The sequence below is a fragment of the Rhizobium sp. TH135 genome (assembly GCF_002855515.1).
Taxonomy (GTDB): Bacteria; Pseudomonadota; Alphaproteobacteria; order Rhizobiales; family Rhizobiaceae; genus Allorhizobium.
Genome location: NZ_PKRP01000006.1, coordinates 220865 through 239493 on the forward strand (window position 1 = coordinate 220865; position 18629 = coordinate 239493).

General features: G+C 61.4%; 20 protein-coding genes. 13 read left to right on the forward strand and 7 right to left on the reverse strand.

Features of this window, described 5'->3' with window-relative positions:
* Nucleotides 1-174: 174 nt before the first annotated feature.
* A complete protein-coding gene (locus C0V73_RS18550; protein ID WP_102021484.1) occupies nt 175-591 on the forward strand; it encodes a PilZ domain-containing protein in 417 nt (138 codons plus the stop codon).
* Between the two features lie 109 nt (nt 592-700).
* Nucleotides 701-1813: a pyridoxal phosphate-dependent aminotransferase gene (locus C0V73_RS18555; RefSeq protein ID WP_102021485.1), complete on the forward strand. Its 1113-nt coding sequence runs from the start codon at nt 701-703 to the stop codon at nt 1811-1813.
* A gap of 151 nt (nt 1814-1964) precedes the next feature.
* On the opposite strand, the gene C0V73_RS18560 is transcribed toward C0V73_RS18555, so the two are convergent.
* A complete protein-coding gene (locus tag C0V73_RS18560; protein WP_102021486.1) occupies nt 1965-2231 on the reverse strand; it encodes a sel1 repeat family protein in 267 nt (88 codons plus the stop codon).
* A 509-nt stretch (nt 2232-2740) separates the two neighbouring features.
* Here C0V73_RS18560 and C0V73_RS18565 point away from each other — a divergent pair.
* The gene (locus C0V73_RS18565) at nt 2741-3076 is read left to right on the forward strand and encodes a DUF2147 domain-containing protein (protein ID WP_102021487.1); all 336 of its coding nucleotides are present in this window, start codon (nt 2741-2743) and stop codon (nt 3074-3076) included.
* Nucleotides 3077-3146: 70 nt separating this feature from the next.
* Here the strand turns inward: C0V73_RS18565 and C0V73_RS18570 are convergent, their stop codons facing one another.
* Nucleotides 3147-3524: a glyoxalase superfamily protein gene (locus C0V73_RS18570; protein ID WP_102021488.1), complete on the reverse strand. Its 378-nt coding sequence runs from the start codon at nt 3522-3524 to the stop codon at nt 3147-3149.
* A 234-nt stretch (nt 3525-3758) separates the two neighbouring features.
* Between C0V73_RS18570 and C0V73_RS23135 the strand changes: the two genes are divergently transcribed.
* Both C0V73_RS23135 and C0V73_RS18575 read left to right on the forward strand, forming a co-directional pair.
* On the forward strand, nt 3759-3932 hold the full coding sequence (locus tag C0V73_RS23135; protein ID WP_172450225.1) for a hypothetical protein: 174 nt from the start codon (nt 3759-3761) through the stop codon (nt 3930-3932).
* A gap of 103 nt (nt 3933-4035) precedes the next feature.
* A complete protein-coding gene (locus C0V73_RS18575) occupies nt 4036-5538 on the forward strand; it encodes an AMP nucleosidase (protein ID WP_102021489.1) in 1503 nt (500 codons plus the stop codon).
* A 39-nt stretch (nt 5539-5577) separates the two neighbouring features.
* Here the strand turns inward: C0V73_RS18575 and C0V73_RS18580 are convergent, their stop codons facing one another.
* Nucleotides 5578-6681 (reverse strand): aldo/keto reductase, encoded by a 1104-nt coding sequence (locus C0V73_RS18580; RefSeq protein ID WP_102021490.1) that lies wholly within the window; start codon nt 6679-6681, stop codon nt 5578-5580.
* A 98-nt stretch (nt 6682-6779) separates the two neighbouring features.
* Here C0V73_RS18580 and C0V73_RS18585 point away from each other — a divergent pair, with 98 nt between their 5' ends.
* Nucleotides 6780-7664 carry a LysR family transcriptional regulator gene (locus tag C0V73_RS18585; protein WP_102021491.1) on the forward strand — a complete coding sequence of 295 codons (885 nt, stop codon included), beginning with the start codon at nt 6780-6782 and terminating at the stop codon, nt 7662-7664.
* 75 nt (nt 7665-7739) lie between these two features.
* Here the strand turns inward: C0V73_RS18585 and C0V73_RS18590 are convergent, their stop codons facing one another.
* Nucleotides 7740-8699, reverse strand: a complete 960-nt coding sequence (locus C0V73_RS18590) for a lysylphosphatidylglycerol synthase domain-containing protein (RefSeq protein ID WP_102021492.1) — start codon at nt 8697-8699, stop codon at nt 7740-7742.
* Nucleotides 8700-8795: 96 nt separating this feature from the next.
* Between C0V73_RS18590 and C0V73_RS18595 the strand changes: the two genes are divergently transcribed.
* Both C0V73_RS18595 and C0V73_RS18600 read left to right on the forward strand, forming a co-directional pair.
* Complete coding sequence (locus C0V73_RS18595) at nt 8796-9794, forward strand: glycosyltransferase family 2 protein (RefSeq protein ID WP_172450239.1); 999 nt, start codon at nt 8796-8798, stop codon at nt 9792-9794.
* 2 nt (nt 9795-9796) lie between these two features.
* Entirely contained in the window at nt 9797-11281 is a 1485-nt protein-coding gene (locus C0V73_RS18600) for a glycosyltransferase family 39 protein (protein ID WP_172450226.1), read from the forward strand.
* A 14-nt stretch (nt 11282-11295) separates the two neighbouring features.
* Here C0V73_RS18600 and C0V73_RS18605 read toward each other — a convergent pair whose 3' ends face one another.
* Nucleotides 11296-11769 (reverse strand): OsmC family protein, encoded by a 474-nt coding sequence (locus C0V73_RS18605; protein ID WP_102021495.1) that lies wholly within the window; start codon nt 11767-11769, stop codon nt 11296-11298.
* A gap of 154 nt (nt 11770-11923) precedes the next feature.
* Between C0V73_RS18605 and C0V73_RS18610 the strand changes: the two genes are divergently transcribed.
* The 4 genes from C0V73_RS18610 to C0V73_RS18625 all read left to right on the forward strand — a co-directional run bounded on the left by C0V73_RS18610 (nt 11924) and on the right by C0V73_RS18625 (nt 15084).
* Nucleotides 11924-12520, forward strand: coding sequence for a PadR family transcriptional regulator (locus C0V73_RS18610; protein ID WP_102021496.1), 597 nt, complete (start codon nt 11924-11926; stop codon nt 12518-12520).
* Nucleotides 12521-12522: 2 nt separating this feature from the next.
* On the forward strand, nt 12523-12816 hold the full coding sequence (locus tag C0V73_RS18615; protein WP_102021497.1) for a DUF2218 domain-containing protein: 294 nt from the start codon (nt 12523-12525) through the stop codon (nt 12814-12816).
* 199 nt (nt 12817-13015) lie between these two features.
* Nucleotides 13016-14179, forward strand: coding sequence for a TMEM43 family protein (locus C0V73_RS18620; RefSeq protein WP_102021498.1), 1164 nt, complete (start codon nt 13016-13018; stop codon nt 14177-14179).
* A 131-nt stretch (nt 14180-14310) separates the two neighbouring features.
* On the forward strand, nt 14311-15084 hold the full coding sequence (locus C0V73_RS18625; RefSeq protein WP_102021499.1) for an SDR family NAD(P)-dependent oxidoreductase: 774 nt from the start codon (nt 14311-14313) through the stop codon (nt 15082-15084).
* Nucleotides 15085-15118: 34 nt separating this feature from the next.
* Here the strand turns inward: C0V73_RS18625 and C0V73_RS18630 are convergent, their stop codons facing one another.
* Nucleotides 15119-15616 carry a DUF1801 domain-containing protein gene (locus C0V73_RS18630; protein ID WP_102021500.1) on the reverse strand — a complete coding sequence of 166 codons (498 nt, stop codon included), beginning with the start codon at nt 15614-15616 and terminating at the stop codon, nt 15119-15121.
* Nucleotides 15617-15656: 40 nt separating this feature from the next.
* Nucleotides 15657-17030 carry an aspartate aminotransferase family protein gene (locus tag C0V73_RS18635; RefSeq protein WP_102021501.1) on the reverse strand — a complete coding sequence of 458 codons (1374 nt, stop codon included), beginning with the start codon at nt 17028-17030 and terminating at the stop codon, nt 15657-15659.
* Nucleotides 17031-17222: 192 nt separating this feature from the next.
* On the opposite strand from C0V73_RS18635, the gene C0V73_RS18640 reads away from it, so the two are divergent.
* Entirely contained in the window at nt 17223-18581 is a 1359-nt protein-coding gene (locus C0V73_RS18640) for a glutamine synthetase family protein (protein WP_102021502.1), read from the forward strand.
* Nucleotides 18582-18629: the final 48 nt, after the last annotated feature.

Sequence of the window (18629 nt, forward strand, 5' to 3'; positions counted from 1 at the left end):
ACCCGGTGGCGCAAACGCTTGCCGCATGCGCAGCGTGCCGAGAACCCGCGCAAATACGTCGTCCGCGCATTTAAAGCTGAATATCAGGCATACTTAAAACTTGATCGAACTTGTTGATGCTAATGCAAATAATCATCTCCAAGGTGCAAGGCAGACGAGTTGGGAGAGCCGGACATGGCGATGGAGAATGCGACGCATCTGGCCGGGGTTCGCTCGGAAATGTACGAGCGGAAGTGGGAGCGCTTCTATGTCCGCCGGCCTGCCAAGGTCATGTCGGTCCGACCAGGGCTCACCGGCATCACGATCCGCAGTTGTGAGGTGGTCGACATCTCACAAGGTGGCGCGGCCATCGAGCTGACGACGGCGATCGGTCTTTCCTCTCATTATTATCTGCAGATCGTCGGCCTTGCCGATCGGATCGGCTGTGCTGAGGCCTATCGAAACGGCAACCGCGTCGGGGTCAAGTTCATCGCGCCGATCTCGGAACACATGCTGCACCGGATCGTTCGCGCCGACTTCATGCTGGGCGAAGCCGTCAATACACCGCTCAAGCCGTTCCAGAACGGCAACGGCGCACGCCTCGGTCGCTGAGCAAACCTCTGCCGATCGAGGTCCAATCCCGGCGGATCCGGCCTTGCGTCGGAAGCTGTGCTTCTTATTGTGAGCGGATCGACATCGATCTCCCGGAACCCGCTTCGCAATGACCGCATTTTCCCGCTTCACGCCGCTTGCCGCCTCCCTTCCCGCAACCGTGCCATTTGTCGGCCCCGAAGCCATCGAGCGGCAACGCGGCCTTGCGGTGCGCGCCCGGATCGGCGCCAATGAAAGTGGTTTTGGCCCGGCGCCCTCGGTTCTTTCGACCATCGCCGAAAAGTCGGGCGAGATCTGGAAATACAACGATCCGGAAAACCATGCCTTGAAGGGCGCGCTTGCGGCCCATTTGGGTCTCACGCCCCAGAACTTCGTCATCGGCGAAGGCATCGACGACCTGCTCGGTCTTATCGTGCGGCTTGTCATCGAGCCCGGCATGCCCGTCGTTACCTCGCTCGGTGCCTACCCGACCTTCAACTTCCATGTGAACGGGTTTGGCGGGCGTCTTGTGACCGCGCCTTATCGCGACGGTCGCGAGGATCTCGACGCGCTTCTGGCGCTGGTGCGTCAGGAGGATGCGCCGCTGGTCTACTTCGCCAATCCGGATAATCCGATGGGCAGTTGGTGGGATGTGGGCAGCATCATCGCCTTCGCGCGCGCCCTGCCCCCGACCACTCTTCTCATCCTCGACGAGGCCTATAGCGAAACGGCACCTGAAGGTTCGATCCCGGCCGCAGATGCGCTGATCGATCTGCCGAACGTCATCCGCACCCGCACATTTTCAAAGGCTTACGGTCTGGCGGGCGCTCGCGTCGGCTATGGCATCGGCACGCCGGGCACAGTCTCGGCCTTCGACAAGATCCGCAATCATTTCGGCATGCCGCGCCTCTCGACGGAAGCCGCCCTCGCCGCCCTTGCCGATCAAGCCTATCTCACCGACGTGGTCGGACGGATCAAAGCTGCACGCGACCGCATCTCGACAATCGCCAAGACAAACGGTCTGACGCCCCTGCCTTCGGCCACCAATTTCGTCGCCATTGATGCGGGGCGCGACGGCGTCTTTGCCCGCGCCATCGTCGACGGGTTGATGGAGCACGGCGTCTTCATCCGCATGCCGGGGGTGGCGCCGCTCAATCGTTGCATCCGCGTCTCCACCGGCCTGCCCGCCGATCTCGACCTGTTCGAAGAGGCGCTACCGAAAGTGCTGGCTTCGCTCCGCTGAGCATTCCGCAATGAAAAAGACCGCGCCGGCCTTGTTCCTGCCGGTCGCGGTCTTGAAAAGTGTTGGCCCTGGCCCCGTCCAAAGGTCCCCGCCACGTTCCCCACTGGGTTGTTGTTGTGGATTCTCCTGCCGCGGTCGCGGCCGGAATTGGTCAGTGCATGGTCATCCATTCGCGGGCGGCACGAAGCGCCTCGGCGAGTTGGACCTTGCTCATGGTCTGGGCGAGATCGGCGCGCAGCTCGGCGGCGCGGTCACAGCCCTTGATCGCAGCGATGTTCAGCCACTTATGGGCCGAGACGAGATCAATCGGGCAACCGCGGCCGGTCGCATACATCAGGCCCATGTCGCGGAAGACGTCGGCCCGGGTTTCGCCACCCATCGTGGCATTTTCGGAATTGTGCATTTCAAAGCGTGCCATTGGTTTTGTCCCTGTTTGCCTAGTTTCTCAGTCGTCCCTGTTTTCCCTTGCGGGCCCTTCCGGAACGGCGCCGGATCTTTGTCCGGTCATTCTCGCTTCGGTCGGGTTTGGCGGGGTTTTTCCCTGCTCGTTTGATGGGTTCACTATGCCAAACGGTCTTCAAAACTCGCTTAAAATGCATCCTTAATTTGCTGAAAACAAAGTACAAAAGCTTCGTAAACTTCGGATTCCGTTAAGTATTACTCCCCCTGCAACCCAAGGATTTCGAGACAAAATTTACGAAAGTTTCACGCTGTGAAATCAACCGAATTTTCACCACGTTTTCCGAAGCGATTTTGGGAAAGTGCTGAAATTGCGGTGTCCGGCGACTTTCCACGGCTCCGTTTTCGAGCCGGATTGCATTTTACCTTTACGTGTGCGTAAGATAATTCTTAACCGTTGGCCGGATGCGGAGAGGACCGTTTACGACTGCGGGAGAGGATCATCATCTCGGGAGGAGAGATCAGACCATGCGTTCCATCATCATTGCGGCAGCACTCGCGCTTTCGGCCTTCACGGCACAGGCCGCCGAACCCATCGAAGGCAACTGGAAGACAGCGTCGGGTGCCACGGCACAGATCGCGCCTTGCGGCGGTTCCTTCTGCGTGACGCTGAAGAGCGGCCAGCATAATGGCAAGCAGATCGGCAAGATGGCCGGCAGCGGCGACAGCTACAAGGGCGAGATCACCGACCCTGAAACCGACAAGACCTATTCCGGCTCCGGCTCCGTCTCCGGCAACTCGCTGAAGATGAAGGGCTGCGTCATGGCGGTGCTCTGCAAGAGCCAGACCTGGACGCGCCTCTGAGGCCATCGGCATTCAAAATACAAAAGGGGCGCCGGCTGCAACTGGCGCCCCTACTGCGTTGAGGGGCGGATCAGATCGGCTGGCCGACATCGATGCGATTGCCGTCGGGATCCGCGAAGACGAAGGCCCGCAGGCCATAGTCCTTGTCCTGGAGCCGTTTGATGATCCGCAGGCCCTGCCTCTGGATCAGTTCATGTAGCGCATCGACGTTCTCGACCATCATATGCGCGACGTTGAATGCAGGCGCCTTGTGGTCCGGCTGCAAGGTCAGATGCAGTTCGGCCCCGTCCTTCTCAAGAATGATGAAGCCGACCGGATTGCCGTTTTCAAAGACGTTCTCGAAGCCGAGCACACCGATATAGAAGTCGGTCGCGCGTTTCATGTCGGCGACGGGCAGCATGGCTGCGATCCGGCCGAAGCGGATGGATTGCTGGGCAGTGTCATTCATGGCTGTCACCACGGTTGCCGGAAGGCCAAGTCGGACGGCGGCGGTGCACCAATCGCACGGCATTTCCGGAAGGAAAGATGGCGGGGCGGTGCCCGCTGAGGTCCATTATCACCGCAACTTCGACAAAGGGAAACGCCGATTAACCCTTCTGAATGCCAGATGAACCCTCATCTCAGACCTCATTCAGGCAGGCCTTGCTAAAACACTCTCATCAGATCGGAAGGGAGCAAGGACATGGCCAAGCTGACACGGCGTTTCACCATCATCTCGCTGACCATGGCGCTTTTCGCCTTCATGTTCGGCCAGCTCGTCGTCCACAATCAGCCGGGCGTTCGCCACATCCCGTCATCGGGACTGGTCGCAAGCTGCGCACCGACAGGCCTCAACAGCTGCCGCCCGACCTTCTGACCCGAACTCTGGCGCAGGCGGCAACGGACACCGCCTTCGAAGAATCTTGATGATGCGTCGACGACGTCGTTTGCTTGTCAAGTTTCGTTTCCTATAATGCGCCATGAACACACGAATCTTGTCCCCAGCACCCCAGAACTCCATCAGCCCCGAGCCTTATCAGCCTCAGGTCTTCACAGATGCCACTGCGGCGGTCGATGCGCTGACCGCGCTCTATGAGCGCAACACGACCTTCCTGATCGAGGCCTTTTCGGCGCTGGCCAAGGGCGGCCCGATCGAGGGCCGCTACCGGGCCTTCTATCCGCAGGTCAGCATCGAGACGACGAGCTTCGGCCATGTCGACAGCCGTCTCTCCTATGGCCACGTGACCTCGCCCGGCATCTACACCACGACGATCACCCGGCCGCAGCTCTTCCGCCACTATCTCAAGGAACAGCTGGCGCTTCTGATGCGCAATCATCAGGTGCCGATCACGGTGTCGGAATCGACAACACCGATCCCGCTGCATTTCGCCTTCGCAGAAGGCGCGCATGTCGAGGCGTCTGCCGGCGGCCTCGTCGACATGCAGCTGCGCGACATCTTCGATACGCCTGATCTCACAGTCACCGATGACGAGATCGCCAACGGCGAATACGAGCCGCTGCCCGGCGAGCCGCATCCGCTGGCGCCGTTCACCGCGCAACGCATCGACTATTCGCTGGCACGGCTGTCGCATTACACGGCGACGAGCGCCAACCACTTCCAGAACTTCGTGCTGTTCACGAACTACCAGTTCTATGTCGATGAATTCTGCGCCTATGCGCGCAAGCTGATGGCCGATGGCGGTGGCGAGTACACCGCCTTCGTCGAGCCCGGCAATATCCTGACGCCGGCCGGCCATACGGAACCGACGGAAGGCGTGGCACTGGGGCGCCTGCCGCAAATGCCGGCCTATCACCTGAAAAAGAAGGGCCATGGCGGCATCACCGTCGTCAATATCGGCGTCGGCCCGTCCAACGCCAAGACGATTACCGACCATATCGCGGTGCTTCGCCCGCATGCCTGGCTGATGCTCGGCCACTGCGCCGGGCTTCGCAACAGCCAGCGTTTGGGCGATTACGTGCTGGCGCATGCCTACATGCGCGAGGATCATGTTCTCGATGACGATCTACCGGTCTGGGTGCCGATCCCGGCGCTGTCGGAAGTGCAGCTTGCACTCGAAGACGCGGTCGAGGAGATCACTGGCTACGAGGGCTTCGAGCTGAAGCGCATCATGCGCACCGGCACGGTCGCGACCATCGACAACCGAAACTGGGAACTGCGCGACCAGCGCGGTCCGGTCAAGCGCCTCTCGCAGGCACGTGCCATTGCGCTCGACATGGAATCGGCGACGATCGCCGCCAACGGCTTCCGTTTCCGCGTGCCTTACGGCACCCTGCTCTGCGTCTCCGACAAGCCGCTGCATGGCGAGCTGAAGCTTCCGGGCATGGCGACGGCCTTCTACAAGACGCAGGTCAGTCAGCATCTGCAGATCGGCATCCGGGCGCTGGAAAAGCTCGGCGCCATGCCGACCGAGGCGCTGCATTCGCGCAAGCTCCGAAGCTTCTTCGAGACGGCATTCCAATGACAAGATCAAGCGGGCGGCTCACAGGCCGCCCGATTTCGTTCAGGCCCTTTGCCAGGCCGACACTTTGGAACCCCCGAAGAGAGCTTCGGAGGGCATTTTAAAGATGAAATAGGGATTGAGCAGCGGCAGCGCGCTGATCTCGTCGAGCCGCCGCAGTTGATCCGCGTCGAGGGTGATGTCGAGCGAGGCGATGTTCTGGGTCAACTGCTCCACGCGGCTGGCGCCAACGAGCACGGAGGAGACCCCCTTGCGTCCGGTGACCCAGGCGAGCGCCACTTCCGCCGGAGACCGGCCGAGTTCAGCGGCGACCTCTTTCACGACATCGACGATAGCGAAGTTGCGCTCGGTAAACAGCATGCCGCCATAGGGATTGTCGCCATTCAGGCGGCCGTCGCTTTCACCCTCGGTGCTCTTCGCACCGCTGTCGGGCAGCTCCGTGGGCCGGCCGGCATGCTCCAGCATGCCACGATCATATTTGCCGGTGAGCAGACCGAAGGCCAGCGGGCTCCAGGGCACGAGGCCCATGCCGAACTCCGCCGCGGCGGGTAAGACTTCCAGCTCGACGCCACGCTCGATCAGCGAATGGCCGTATTGCAGACCGAGCGGGGTTGGCAGGCCATGGGCGGCCGCAAGTGTCGCCACCTTGGCGACATACCAGGCGGGCGTGTTGGAGAAGCCGTAATGCAGGATCTTTCCGGCGCGCACAGCCCGGGTCAGCGTCTCCAACACTTCTTCAGCCGGCGTCACCTGATCCCAGACATGCATCCAATACATGTCGATGTAATCGGTCTTCAGCCGCGTCAACGAGCCCTCAATGCCGAGGCGGATATTCTTGGCACCGTTGCCGGCCCAGAGCGGCGTGCCCTGGCCACGGGCAAAGCCGGACTTTGTTGCAATCACCAGACGGTCCCGCAGACCGCTGTCGGCAACGAACCGCCCCAGCATGTCCTCGCTCTGCCCTCCGGAATAGATGTCGGCGGTATCAAGAAAATTGCCGCCTGCTGCAACATAGGTGTCGAACAGGTCTCGCGAGACCTTTTCCCCTGCACCCCAGCGCTCGGCGCCGAAGGTCATGGTGCCCAGCGCCAGAGGACTGACGATCAGGCCCGAGCGGCCCAGCGTGCGATAATCTGTCAGGTTCATGGGGAAGCTCCTTGGTTGGCGTCTGGAAGGAGATAGGCCGTCCGAGCCTCGAGGATTAGCGCTTGCGTCCCGCATGCCTTTGTGAGCAGCATTCATGAATGGAGCGCAATGAACTCAATGATCTTCTCGCCTTCGCGACAGTCGCCCGCGAGCGCAGCTTTACGCGGGCTGCTGCCAAGCTTGGCATATCGGCCTCGGCCCTCAGTCACGCCATGCGCAATCTGGAAGCACGGCTCGATGTCCGGCTCCTTGCACGGACCACCCGCAGCGTCGCCCCGACCGAAGCCGGCGAGCGTCTGCTCGATACCGTCTCGCCTGCCCTTGCCAGCATCGAGGAGGGTCTGGCGTCGCTGGCACATTGGCGGCACAGCGTGTCCGGAACCGTGCGGCTCACCGCCTCGACCTATGCCGCGCAAACCGTGCTGCTCCAGAAGCTTCCCGCCTTCCTGCTCGCCCATCCGGAGGTCAAGGTCGAGATCAATGTCGAGGATCGCCTGAGCGATATCGTCTCGGAAGGCTTCGATGCCGGCATCCGCTTTCACATGTCGGTCGACAAGGACATGATCGCCATCCCGGTCGGACCGACGCTCCGAACCGTCATCGTCGGCACGCCAGCCTATTTCGAGCGACATCCGCCACCGCGGGTCCCAGCCGACCTGCAGGACCATGTCTGCGTCGGCTTTCGGCTGAAATCCGGCGCGGTGATGGCCTGGGATCTGGAGGAGGACGGCCGTGAATTCCGTTTCCGTCCGACCGGGCAATTCATCGCCAACGATGGCGCCCTGATGGCCGCAGCCGTTCGGGCAGGCGCAGCGCTCGGCTACATGATGGAAGAGGAAGTGGCAGAGGAGATCGCGGACGGTCGGCTGATAAAGGTGCTGGACGCGTGGTGCGTGCCCTTTCCGGGCTTGCACCTCTACCACCCCAGCCGCCGTCAATCGCCCCCTGCTCTAAGAGCGCTGATTGCGGCGCTTCGGGAGTGAGCGACTAGGACCGCACCTTCTTCCAAGTCCTACTGCCTTGTTGCATATTTGGCAGCAACGAAGCCAGTCTCCGGACTAGGATCGCTTAGACGGCGCCAGCAGAACCGCGATCCCGGTGCCGACGAAAGCCGAGATCAGGATGAGAAGGTGCGCATTGACGGCTGCCTTGCCGATGATCGCCAAAGAGGAGGTCGATGACGCTGCCCCGAAGGACAGGGCGCCGGCGACGATGCCGGCGGGGTAGGTTCCGACGCCACCTGGTGCATGGACCGGCAAAACGGAGGACAGTTCGCCACCCAGCGCACCGCCGAAGCTCGCTGCCAGCGGGGTGACGTCCATGAGACGTAGCACCCAGGCCAGCACGAAGACCTTGACGCCCCAGTTTACCAAGGTCGCTCCCCAGGCACGCAGAAAGGCAGAAGGACCGGCCGGCAAGCCTCGCTCGATCTCGTCTACCAAGAGCCGGAGCCGTTCGGGCAACCGTCTCGCCAATCGCAGGATCGGGCCCTTCAAACCAAAAAGCGGCAGTGGGGCAAGGAGGAATGCCAACCAGAGCGCAACGGCCCAGGATGCACTTCCCTGCCCGAGCACGAGACCAACACCGGCAGCCGCAAGGAGTGCATGGAGGTCGAGGAGACGCATGACGAGCAAGGCAGCCGTCGCACGTGCCAGTGGCATACCGAATTCCGAGCGCATCAGAAGCGGAAAGCTCGCCTCACCGGAGCGCAGCGGCAGCATGATGTTGAGGAGATTATGGACCAGGGTCAGCTTGAGCAATCGGCGGAACTGGCCTTGGGTCTCTTTCGGAAAATAGTCCGCGACGCGCCAGCAGCGCACGGCATAGGTCATGATCAACAGCGCCAGGGCAACGACCAGGGGCAAGATGCCGATCGCTGCCAGCTGCCGCACGAGTGTGGGTATGCCGAACGCGACATGGAGGAAGACTGCGTAGCCAAGCAGCGTCCCGCCGGTCACGAGCCACATGCGATTGCGCCGGAACCACCGCTCCTGACTGGCATCCTGATTTGATTTCATATAGTCGTGCACCCACAGATGGTTCCGGTCGGCCTTAGCACGAAAGGGCGGGTCCGGACCACCGGCGCGACATGGAGTTTATGCGTGAGTGCGATGATCGAAACGAGCCTGGAGAGCACCGTAGTGACCGATGCTCCGGAACTCTCCCTGGTGGTGCCGATTTTCAACGAAGAAGAGAGCGTCGGGCCCCTGATCGAGCGGATCGAAGAGGCCATGGCGGCTTTTCCCGGCACGTGGGAACTCGTGCTTGTCGATGATGGCAGCGCAGACCGCACGCTTCTCACAGCACGCGGGTATCTTGCTCGCCCCGGTCTCGACCTCAAAATCGTTGAACTGCAGCGCAATTTCGGCCAAACGGCCGCCATGCAGGCCGGCATCGACACGGCTCGTGGCCGTCTGATCGCCACGCTCGACGGCGACCTTCAGAACGATCCGAAGGACATCCCCTCGATGGTCAGGGCGCTCGAAGAACGCGAGCTCGACCTTCTCGTCGGCTGGCGCAAGAACCGCAAGGATGGTCTCGTCCTGCGCAAGATACCGTCCTGGTGTGCGAACTACCTGATCGGCCGCATCACCGGCGTGAAGCTGCACGATTATGGCTGCAGCCTGAAGATCTACCGCGCCTCTGTCATCAAGCAGGTCAAGCTAATGGGCGAGATGCATCGCTTCATCCCGGCTTGGGTCGCGAGCGTGGTTCCCAGCTCGCGCATCGGCGAAATGGAAGTGACCCATCACGCCCGCCAGCATGGCACCTCGAAATACGGCATTTCCCGCACGTTCCGGGTGATACTCGATCTGCTCTCGGTGATGTTCTTCATGCGCTACAAAGCGCGGCCAGGCCACTTCTTCGGGTCTCTTGGCCTCGGCACCGGCTTTTTGAGCGCCCTGATCCTTGCCTGGCTGTTCATCGAAAAAGTCTTCTTCGGCGAGGATATCGGCGGCCGGCCGCTACTCATCCTCGGTTTCATGCTCTTCCTGTCCTCCGTCCAGTTGATCACCACCGGCATTCTCGCCGAAATGATCGCCAGGACCTATTATCGCGACGACGCCCAGCCGAACTACATCGTGCGAACGGTGTTTCAGAAGGGCGACTGACCTTGTCGGGATGGAGCGAGCGGATTTCGCGCCTGGCGCCTTCGATCCTCTGGATATTCGCGCTCTATTACATCAGCCAGATTGTCGTCCGGCTCTTGCTGCCGGACGGACTGCGGATTGACGAAGCGCAACAGGTTTTCCTCTCGCAGTGGTTCGCCGCGGGCTATGACGCGCAGCCACCACTATACAACTGGGTCCAGCAGCTGATTTTCGCGATCGTCGGCGACTATCTGTTCGGGCTCGCGCTGCTGAAATCGATCACATTGTTTGCGATCATTGCGAGCTATTACCTGCTCTCACGCATGCTGGTGAAGAACGCGTCCTTCGCGGTTATGGCGACGCTCGGCCTCTTTCTCATCCCGCAAATGTTCTGGCAGGCCCAGCGTGATCTGACGCATACGACAGCCACGATGCTGTTGCTGAACCTGCTGATGATCTCGTCCGTGATGGTCCTGCGATCACCTAACTTGCAGAACTACCTGCTGCTCGGCGCTGCAATCGGCTTCGGCATGCTTACCAAGTACAATTTTGCGCTGTTCCTGCCGGCACTCGGCGTGGCCGTTCTGCTCCATCCGGAAGGTCGGGCGCGGATTTTCAACTGGCGCATTCTTGCAGCGGCAGCCATCGCCACGCTCATCATCCTGCCGCACGCCCTCTGGTTCATCGAGAATCTGAAGCTGGCGTCATCGGTGACGGTCGCTCGTATGGGCGAGGAAGCAGATGGCACCGGCAGGCTCGGCCAGATCGCGATCGGCCTCGCCAATCTCGCGGCAATCGCGTTCGTCATCGCCGCACCGGCGCTCGCGGCGTTCGGGCTTGCCTTCGGCAAGACTGCCCCGAAGGCGTGGACGACCGGTACGGTGGAAAGCCGGTTCATTGGAAGCTTTCTCGCCACCATTCTGGCCCTCCTCGTCGTAATGATCCTCGCGGTCACCTTCACGACGATGCGAGATCGCTGGATGCTGCCGCTTCTGCAGATGCTGCCGCTCTATATCGCGTTGAAGCTCGAAGCACAGGGCCTCGACCCGCAGGCCGCCCTGCGGCGACTTACGCCGGTTGCTGTCGGCATCATCGCCCTGCTGCCCTTGGCTACCTTCATTGCCGGGTCGCGTTCCACATCGCACTACCAGCAGCCATTCAGCGCCTTTCGAGACACCTTCATGGAGCGCGAGCAAGTGGCGCCGGCGATCATCGCAACCTCTGACTGGACGACGGCCGGCAACCTGAAAATGCACTGGCCCGACTCTTCGGTGATTTCCACCCAGTTCCTCAATCTGCAAAGCCGCGACGACGTGTCGAAAGCAGGCGCGATTGCGCTGGTGTGGCGTGGCGAGGGTCCGATGGCACCTGAGGCCTTGGCAGACTGGGCGAGCACCAACTTCGGTACGGATGTATCATCGCTGCCGTCGCAGACCATCACCCTGCCCTTCACCGGCCATCCGGATAAGCTGGCTCCGCCCTTCAGCTATATCCTGATCCGGCGCTGATACGGCCGAAGACCTCAAACCTCCACGATCTCTGCCTCACACCGCACCGGAAAGTTCACCGAATTGGCGATGAAGCATTTTTCATGGGCGTCGCCATGGAGCTCCAGCGCGAGTTCGGGGAAGGTGCCGCGCTTGATGGTCACCTGGGGCTTGAGCACGACATCGACGAAGCGGCCTGTGCCGTCCGCGTCCATCTCCATCACCCCTTCGGCGTGATCCTCATAGGCCGTGACGATGACGCCTGAGACCGCGCAGAAATGCAGGTACCAGAGCTTGTGACAGGCAGACAGGGAAGCCAGGAACAGGTCTTCGGGGTTCCAACGCGCAGGATCGCCACGAAACGCTGGATCGGCAGAGGCGAGGATGTCGGGCTTGCCTTCCGCTGAAATCAGGTGGTCGCGACCGTAGTCACGATAGGCGGAGGTACCCGTTCCGGCATTGCCCTGCCACGTGACGGTGACCCGGTATTCGTGCCGCTTTTCACCCATCGAGCTTCCTCCCTTTTGCGATTCCATTGCCATCATAGGCTCCGACATCGGCAAGCGCCAAGCGTGGGCGATCGCAGAATTTTCAGGACGCCCTCTTGCACAGATCAAACTAAGATATATCTTAGATGCAATTCCAATTGAGAAAGAACCCATCATGAGACAGTGCAATTCCAGCCGCGGCGAACGCGGCAATCCCTTTTTCGCTTTCCGAGAAGCCATGCATGCCATGCGCCACGGCGGCCCATTTGGCGGCCCCATGGGCGGCGGCCCGCGCGGCCGGGGCGGCGAGCGTCGGCGCATGTTCGAAGGCGGCGAGCTGAGACTTGTGTTCCTTAAGCTGATCGAAGACCAGCCGCGGCACGGCTACGACCTGATCCGCGAAATCGAGAGCCTGTCCGGCGGTGCTTATGCGCCCTCGCCCGGTGTCGTCTATCCGACCATGACGCTGCTGCTCGACATGGGTCTTGCCGAGGAAGTCGAAAGCGACGGCCCGCGCAAGCTGATGACGATCACGGATACCGGTCGCCAGCATCTTGCCGAGCGGGCTGACGAGGTCGCAACCGCGATCGGCCGCCTGACAGCCCTTGCAAAGGTGAGCGAAAGAACGGATGCAGCGCCTGTTCGGCGCGCCATGCACAACCTCAAGCAGGCCCTGCACGACTGTCTGTCACGCGAGGGCTCCACCCGCGAGACGCAATTGGAGGTCGCCCGCATCCTCGACGAGGCGGTCGGCAAGATCGAAAGGCTCTGAGAATGGCAACATCCACCACCACCGTTCCGACCGAAAACGGCTGGAAGTATCTGCAACAGCTCTGCAAACACTGGGCGCACAAGCTCGACGTCGCGCTGGACGAGCAGAACCACAAGGCCACCGTCAAATTCGACGAGGCCGTGGCGTCCATGCAATGCGATGCAGCGACGCTAACGGTCTCGATCGAGACGGACGATGCCGCAAAGCTCGAGACCTATCAGGGCGTCGTGGCGAGCCATCTCGACCGGTTCGCCTTCCGCGAGGCGCCCCTGCCTTTCGACTGGAAGGCCGCCTGAACTTTGCGGGCTCTTGGCTACAGTGGGAACCTCAACCGATTGATCAGCCTCCAACCGGAGGCTGATCACCTTGACAGAGACAAGTGCGAGTTACCCTTCTAACAGTCGAATTCCCCCAAGATAAGAACTTTCACCACCGGCGAAAGTTGCTAGAAAGCCGAATGGGCGGACAAGGTCGCTGGACGAATGGGGGATTGCTATGACTGTGGTAACAAGAACATCGACATCTTGGTTTTCGCGTCTGGGCGGGGCGCTGACGGGTGCTGTGTTCGGCTTTGTTCTACTCATCGTGGCAATCGTCGCGCTATTCTGGAACGAAGGACGATCGGTCGCGACTTATGAATCTCTGGTGGAAGGCCAGTCGATCGTCGTCAGCACCGATGCAGCGCGGATCGACCCTGCGCTCGATGGCAAGCTGGTGCATATCGAAAGCGCCGTGGTTCCGCAGGCTGACGTCGTCGATGCGGATACGGGGATCAGCGCAAGCGGCGTGATTGGTCTGGCGCGCAAAGTCGAAATGTATCAGTGGGTCGAGGAAAAGAGCAGCACGACCGAGAAGAAGCTGGGCGGCGGCGAAGAAACCGTGACCACCTACAGCTATTCCAAGGAATGGAGCGAAAAAGCCCAGGATTCCTCGGAGTTCCAGGAAACGACAGGACACGAGAACCCGGAATTCTGGCTGCCGTCCTCGGAAACCCTTGTGGAAACGGCGCAATTGGGAGCCTTCAGCGTGGAGGGCTCGCAGATCGCCTCGGCTGGTACGCGGCAAGCCTTGCCGATCACCGCTGAAAAAGCAGCCGAGGCTTCCGAAGCGATCGGCTATCCCGGCGAGGGCCGTGCCGTCACGCAGGCGCTTTACTTCGGCGCCGATGAAAAGGCGCCACAGGTCGGGGACACCCGTATCCGCTTCGAGAAGATCGTGCTGCCCGAAGTCAGCGTTGTGGCCATGCAGCGTGGTGATCGCCTGGCCGAATACACCACGGAAAATGGCTACACGCTCTTCCTGCTCGCCGCTGGCCGCGAAACCTCGGACAAGATGTTCGCCGACAGCCAGACCGGCAATGTTGTTCTGACTTGGGTCATTCGCGCAGCGGGGATCCTGGGTTTGTTCGTCGGCTTTGCACTCATCCTGCGGATCTTCAGCGTGTTCGGTGACGTCATTCCGTTCGTCGGCACCCTGATCGGCTTCGGGACGGGTCTGATCTCGTTCGTCCTGGCGATCGCGGTCGGCGCAAGTGTCATTGCGATCGGCTGGTTCGCTGTCAGGCCGCTGCTATCGATCGGGCTGATCGTGGGCGTGGTCGCGATTATCTGGGCCTATTCCAGGTATGTCCGCAAACAGACGTCCGAGCCTGTGGCATGAATTGCCGGCTCGGGGCTCTGTAACGAACCTTGGGCACTTCCGCATCAAAGAAGCAAGACTTGAACAAGAGCGGCCTTGCCAAACACCGGCAGGGTCGCTCTAAGCTTGTCCGACAACAGGAGGACATCGCCATGACCGCACTCACCATTCCCGATCTTGCCGGCAAGGCCGTGCTCATCACCGGCGCTTCGAGCGGGATCGGCGAAGCGCTTGCCCGCGGCTTCGCCGCTCAGGGCGCGCTGGTCGGATTGCACTACAATTCCAACGCTGAAGCAGCCCATGCGATCGCTGGCGATATCGAGGCGGCTGGCGGCAGCGTTGTGCTCGTCAAGGCCGACGCAGCGTCCTCTGAAGCCATGGCCGAGGCTGTGGCCCTTGTGGCGAAGACCTTCGGTCGGCTCGACGGTGTGATCAACAATGCCGGCAGCATGATCGCCCGTGTGCTCTATGAGGATATGACGGACGCGCAATATGACAAGGTGATGGATGTGAATGCTCGCTCTGTGCTGTCCACCACGCAAGCGGCCGTCAGCCATCTCAAGCGCGAAGGGGGCTTCATCATCAGCACGACCTCAGTCGCCGCCCGCACGGGTGGGACGGCGGGCTCGGGCGTCTATGGCTCGTCCAAGGCGTTTGTTGCTGCGGTAACCAAGGGCATGGCGCTGGAATTCGGGAAATACAACATCCGCGTCAACGCGGTGGCGCCCGGCGTGATCACCACGCCGTTCCAGGACAAATATGCTCTGCCAGGCCAGCTCGATCAGGTGGCCGGAAGCGTGCCGCTAAAGCGCACCGGCACGCCAGCCGATTGCGTCGGCGCCTATCTGTTTCTGGCGTCAGAGATGCTGTCCGGCTACATCACGGGGCAGACAATCGATGTGAATGGTGGGCAGTTCATGCCGTGAGGGATGGTGAGCTCAACAGCGGCGAGTGCCAGCACTACAGGCGTTCGCCCGGCAAGCGGCTGGCCTGTTGCACCCAATCGAGAAATTGCCGCTCGTCGAGCACGTCACCCTCGCGGACATCGAGATAGCGCACTCTCTCCTGCTTGGACTTTCCCTGCGGGACAGGATCCAAAGATGCGCCATCAAAGAAGGTGAGCTTCACGTATTTCGTAAAGCAATGAAAAGCGAGAAACCAGCGTCCACTTTCGACGCCATAAAATGGCGTGTTCCACTTCACCGCCTTGCTGACACCTGGCACAGCCTCCTCAACGAGGGCGTCAAGTCGGCGACCCAGATCACTTTTCCATCCCGGCATGGCGGCTATGTAGGCCTGAACGGGCGCGTCTCCGTAGCCTTTGGCGATCTGTGGATTTCCGCCGGAAAGCAACACCGTGCCGGGGGCAACCTTAGATGACGGGAGACTTGTCGATCCGCCATCCTCCTGCTTTGGCTTAGAAGCTGCAGCTCTTTTGCTCGTTGCATCTTCCGCCATTGGGCAGTTCCTCGCTCAGATTGACTTGGCGACAGGCCCCTCACCCCTCGCCGCGATTGTCCTTCAGCCAGTCCAAACCATTGCGCAGCGTGTCGACCGCCTGGTCGATCTCGGAGCGCGAGATGATCAGCGGCGGGGAGAAGAGCATGCGGTCGCCGGTGGCGCGCAGCACCACGCCGGCGTTGACGCACTGGTTGCGGACAGCTGTGCCGGTATCATCAGGCTTCTTGAAGCGGCGGCGGGTGGCCTTGTCGGCGGCGATCTGGACAGCGCCCATCAGGCCGACACTGACGGCCTCGCCGACCAGTTCGTGGTCGGTGAGCGAGGCGAGCGCCTGTGCGAGATAGGGGCCGGTATCGTCGCGGACGCGATCGACCAGACCTTCTTCCTCGATGATGCGGATGTTTTCCAGCGCTGCAGCTGCCGCCACCGGGTGACCGGAATAGGTGTAACCGTGGTAGAAATCGCCGAGTTCGTTGACCATGACTTCCGCCACGCGGTCGGAGACGAGAACGCCACCGATCGGGAGGTAGCCAGAGGATAGGCCCTTGGCGATCGGCGCGAGGTCCGGCTCGAAATCGTAATGCTGGTGGCCGAACCAGGAACCCAGGCGACCAAAGCCAGAGATGACTTCATCAGCGACGAGCAGGATCTGATATTTAGCGCAGATGCGCTTGATCTCCGGCCAGTAGGTCGAGGGCGGCACGATGACGCCGCCGGCTCCCTGGATCGGCTCGGCCACGAAGGCGGCGACATTTTCCTCGCCGAGCTCGATGATCTTTTCTTCCAGCTCGCGGGCGACCTTCAGGCCGAAATCCTCGGGCGTCAGCTCGCCACCTTCGGCATACCAGTAGGGCTGGTTGATGTGGTGGATACCCTCGATCGGCAGGTTGCCCTGCTCATGCATCCACTTCATGCCGCCGAGCGAGGCGCCGGCGACGGTGGAGCCGTGATAGGCGTTCTTGCGGGCGATCACCTGCGTCTTCGTCTCGTGGCCGAGCGCCTTCCAGTAGACGCGCGCCATGCGGAACCAGGTATCCGACGCTTCCGAGCCGGAATTGGAGAAGAAGACGCGGTTGATCTTCGGGCCGGTCTTTTCGGCGATCTTCTGGGCGAGCAGCGTGGTCGGCGGCGTCGTGGTGCCGAAGAAGGTGTTGTAATAGGGCAGTTCCAGCATCTGGGCATGGACCACATCGGCGATCGACTTGCGGCCATAGCCGACATTGACGCACCAGAGGCCTGCAAAGGCGTCGAGATACTGCTTGCCCGTCGCGTCCCAGATATGCACGCCTTCCGCCCGGGTAATGATCTTGGTGCCGGCCGCATTCAGCTTCTTCATGTCCGAGAAGGGATGAAGATGATGGGCGGCATCGATGGCAGCGAGATTGGAGAGGGCGGTCACTGGCTTGTTCATGGGTCTGGTCCTTGACCGGGGCGGAAGCTCTTGCTTTCACGGCCAAACTTGGTCCGCGTGCCTGCCTTGCCCCGCATTGAAAGGCGGAACATTATCGGCTACGAACATGACCGTCCAAAACGCGTTTGGCAAGGCACCGATTGCCGCGTTCCTCCGGCCAAATCCGCCCCGAAAGCCAACGAGAGTTTTCCCATGACAGCACCGACCGAGGCCGCCGATCTTACCGCAGCCGACCCTTCCGCGCGCATCGAGGTGCTGCTTGTCGGCATGAATGGCGACCTGCGCGGCAAGATGATCCCGCTGAAAGCCGAGGACAAGGTCTGGAAGAACACCGTGCGCCTGCCGGCCTCCACCCAGTCGCTCGACATCTGGGGCGACGACAATGACGACATCACCAAGATCTCGCTGACGCTGGGCGATCCCGATGGCATCTGCACGCCGGATCGGAACTCGCTCACCACCCTGCCCTGGGGGCCTGCCGGCTCCAAGCAGGTGCTCGCCACCATGCATACGCTCTCGGGCGAGCCGCATTATGTCTGCCCGCGCGCCATCCTCGCCAATGTGATGAAGCGCTTCGAGGAAAAGGGCCTGACGCCTGTTGTTGCCACCGAACTCGAATTCTACGTAATGGAGCCTGACTTCCGCGACACCGGCGTGCCGATGCCGCCGAAGGCGCTGGTCATGAACGGCGAGGTCGAGGGCTACCAGCTCTATGACATGCGCGCGACCGCTGCGATGGAAGACTTCCTGGATACGGTGCGCGAATATTGCGACCACATGGGCCTACCGGCCGATGCGACGACCGCCGAATTCGGCCCCGGCCAGTTCGAGGTCAACCTCTTGCACAAGCCGGATGCGATGGCGGCTGCCGACGACTGCATCTATCTGAAGCGCGTTGTTGATTTCGCCGCCCGCCGCCACGGCTTCAAGGCTACCTGCATGGCCAAGCCCTATGGCGACCATGCGGGCTCCGGCCTGCATGTGCATGCCTCGATCATCGACAAGGACGGCAAGAACATCCTCGATGCCAAGGGCGGCGATCCGGTGAAGCTGAAGTCGATCACCGCCGGCATGCTGAAAAGCATGCAGGATGCGCAGCTGATCTTCGCGCCCTTTGCCAATTCCTATCGCCGTTTCCAGCCGGGCTCGTTTGCGCCCGACAAGATCGACTGGGGTTTCGGCAATCGTGGCACGGCGATCCGCATTCCGGACAAGGACGGCCCGGCCGCCCGCATCGAGCACCGTGTCGCCGGTGCGGACGCCAATCCACATCTGCTGCTCGCGGCCATCCTCGGCGGCATCCTGCTTGGCCTCGACGAGGATCTCGATCCTGGCCAGGTCACGACGCCGGATAGCGCGCCTGAAAACCCTGATATGCTGACCTATGATTTCCTGACCGCCGTCGAGCGCTTCCGTGCCTCGGCCTTCATCAGGGACATCTTCGGCGCCGAATACCAGCGCATCTATGGCGACACCAAGCGCAAGGAGGCCATGGCCTATCTGCGCACCGTGTCGAGCTTCGACTACCAAACCTATCTGCCGCGGATCTGATCCTCGATCAGACCTCTGCAAGCGATCGATCATCCGACAGGGGTGGCC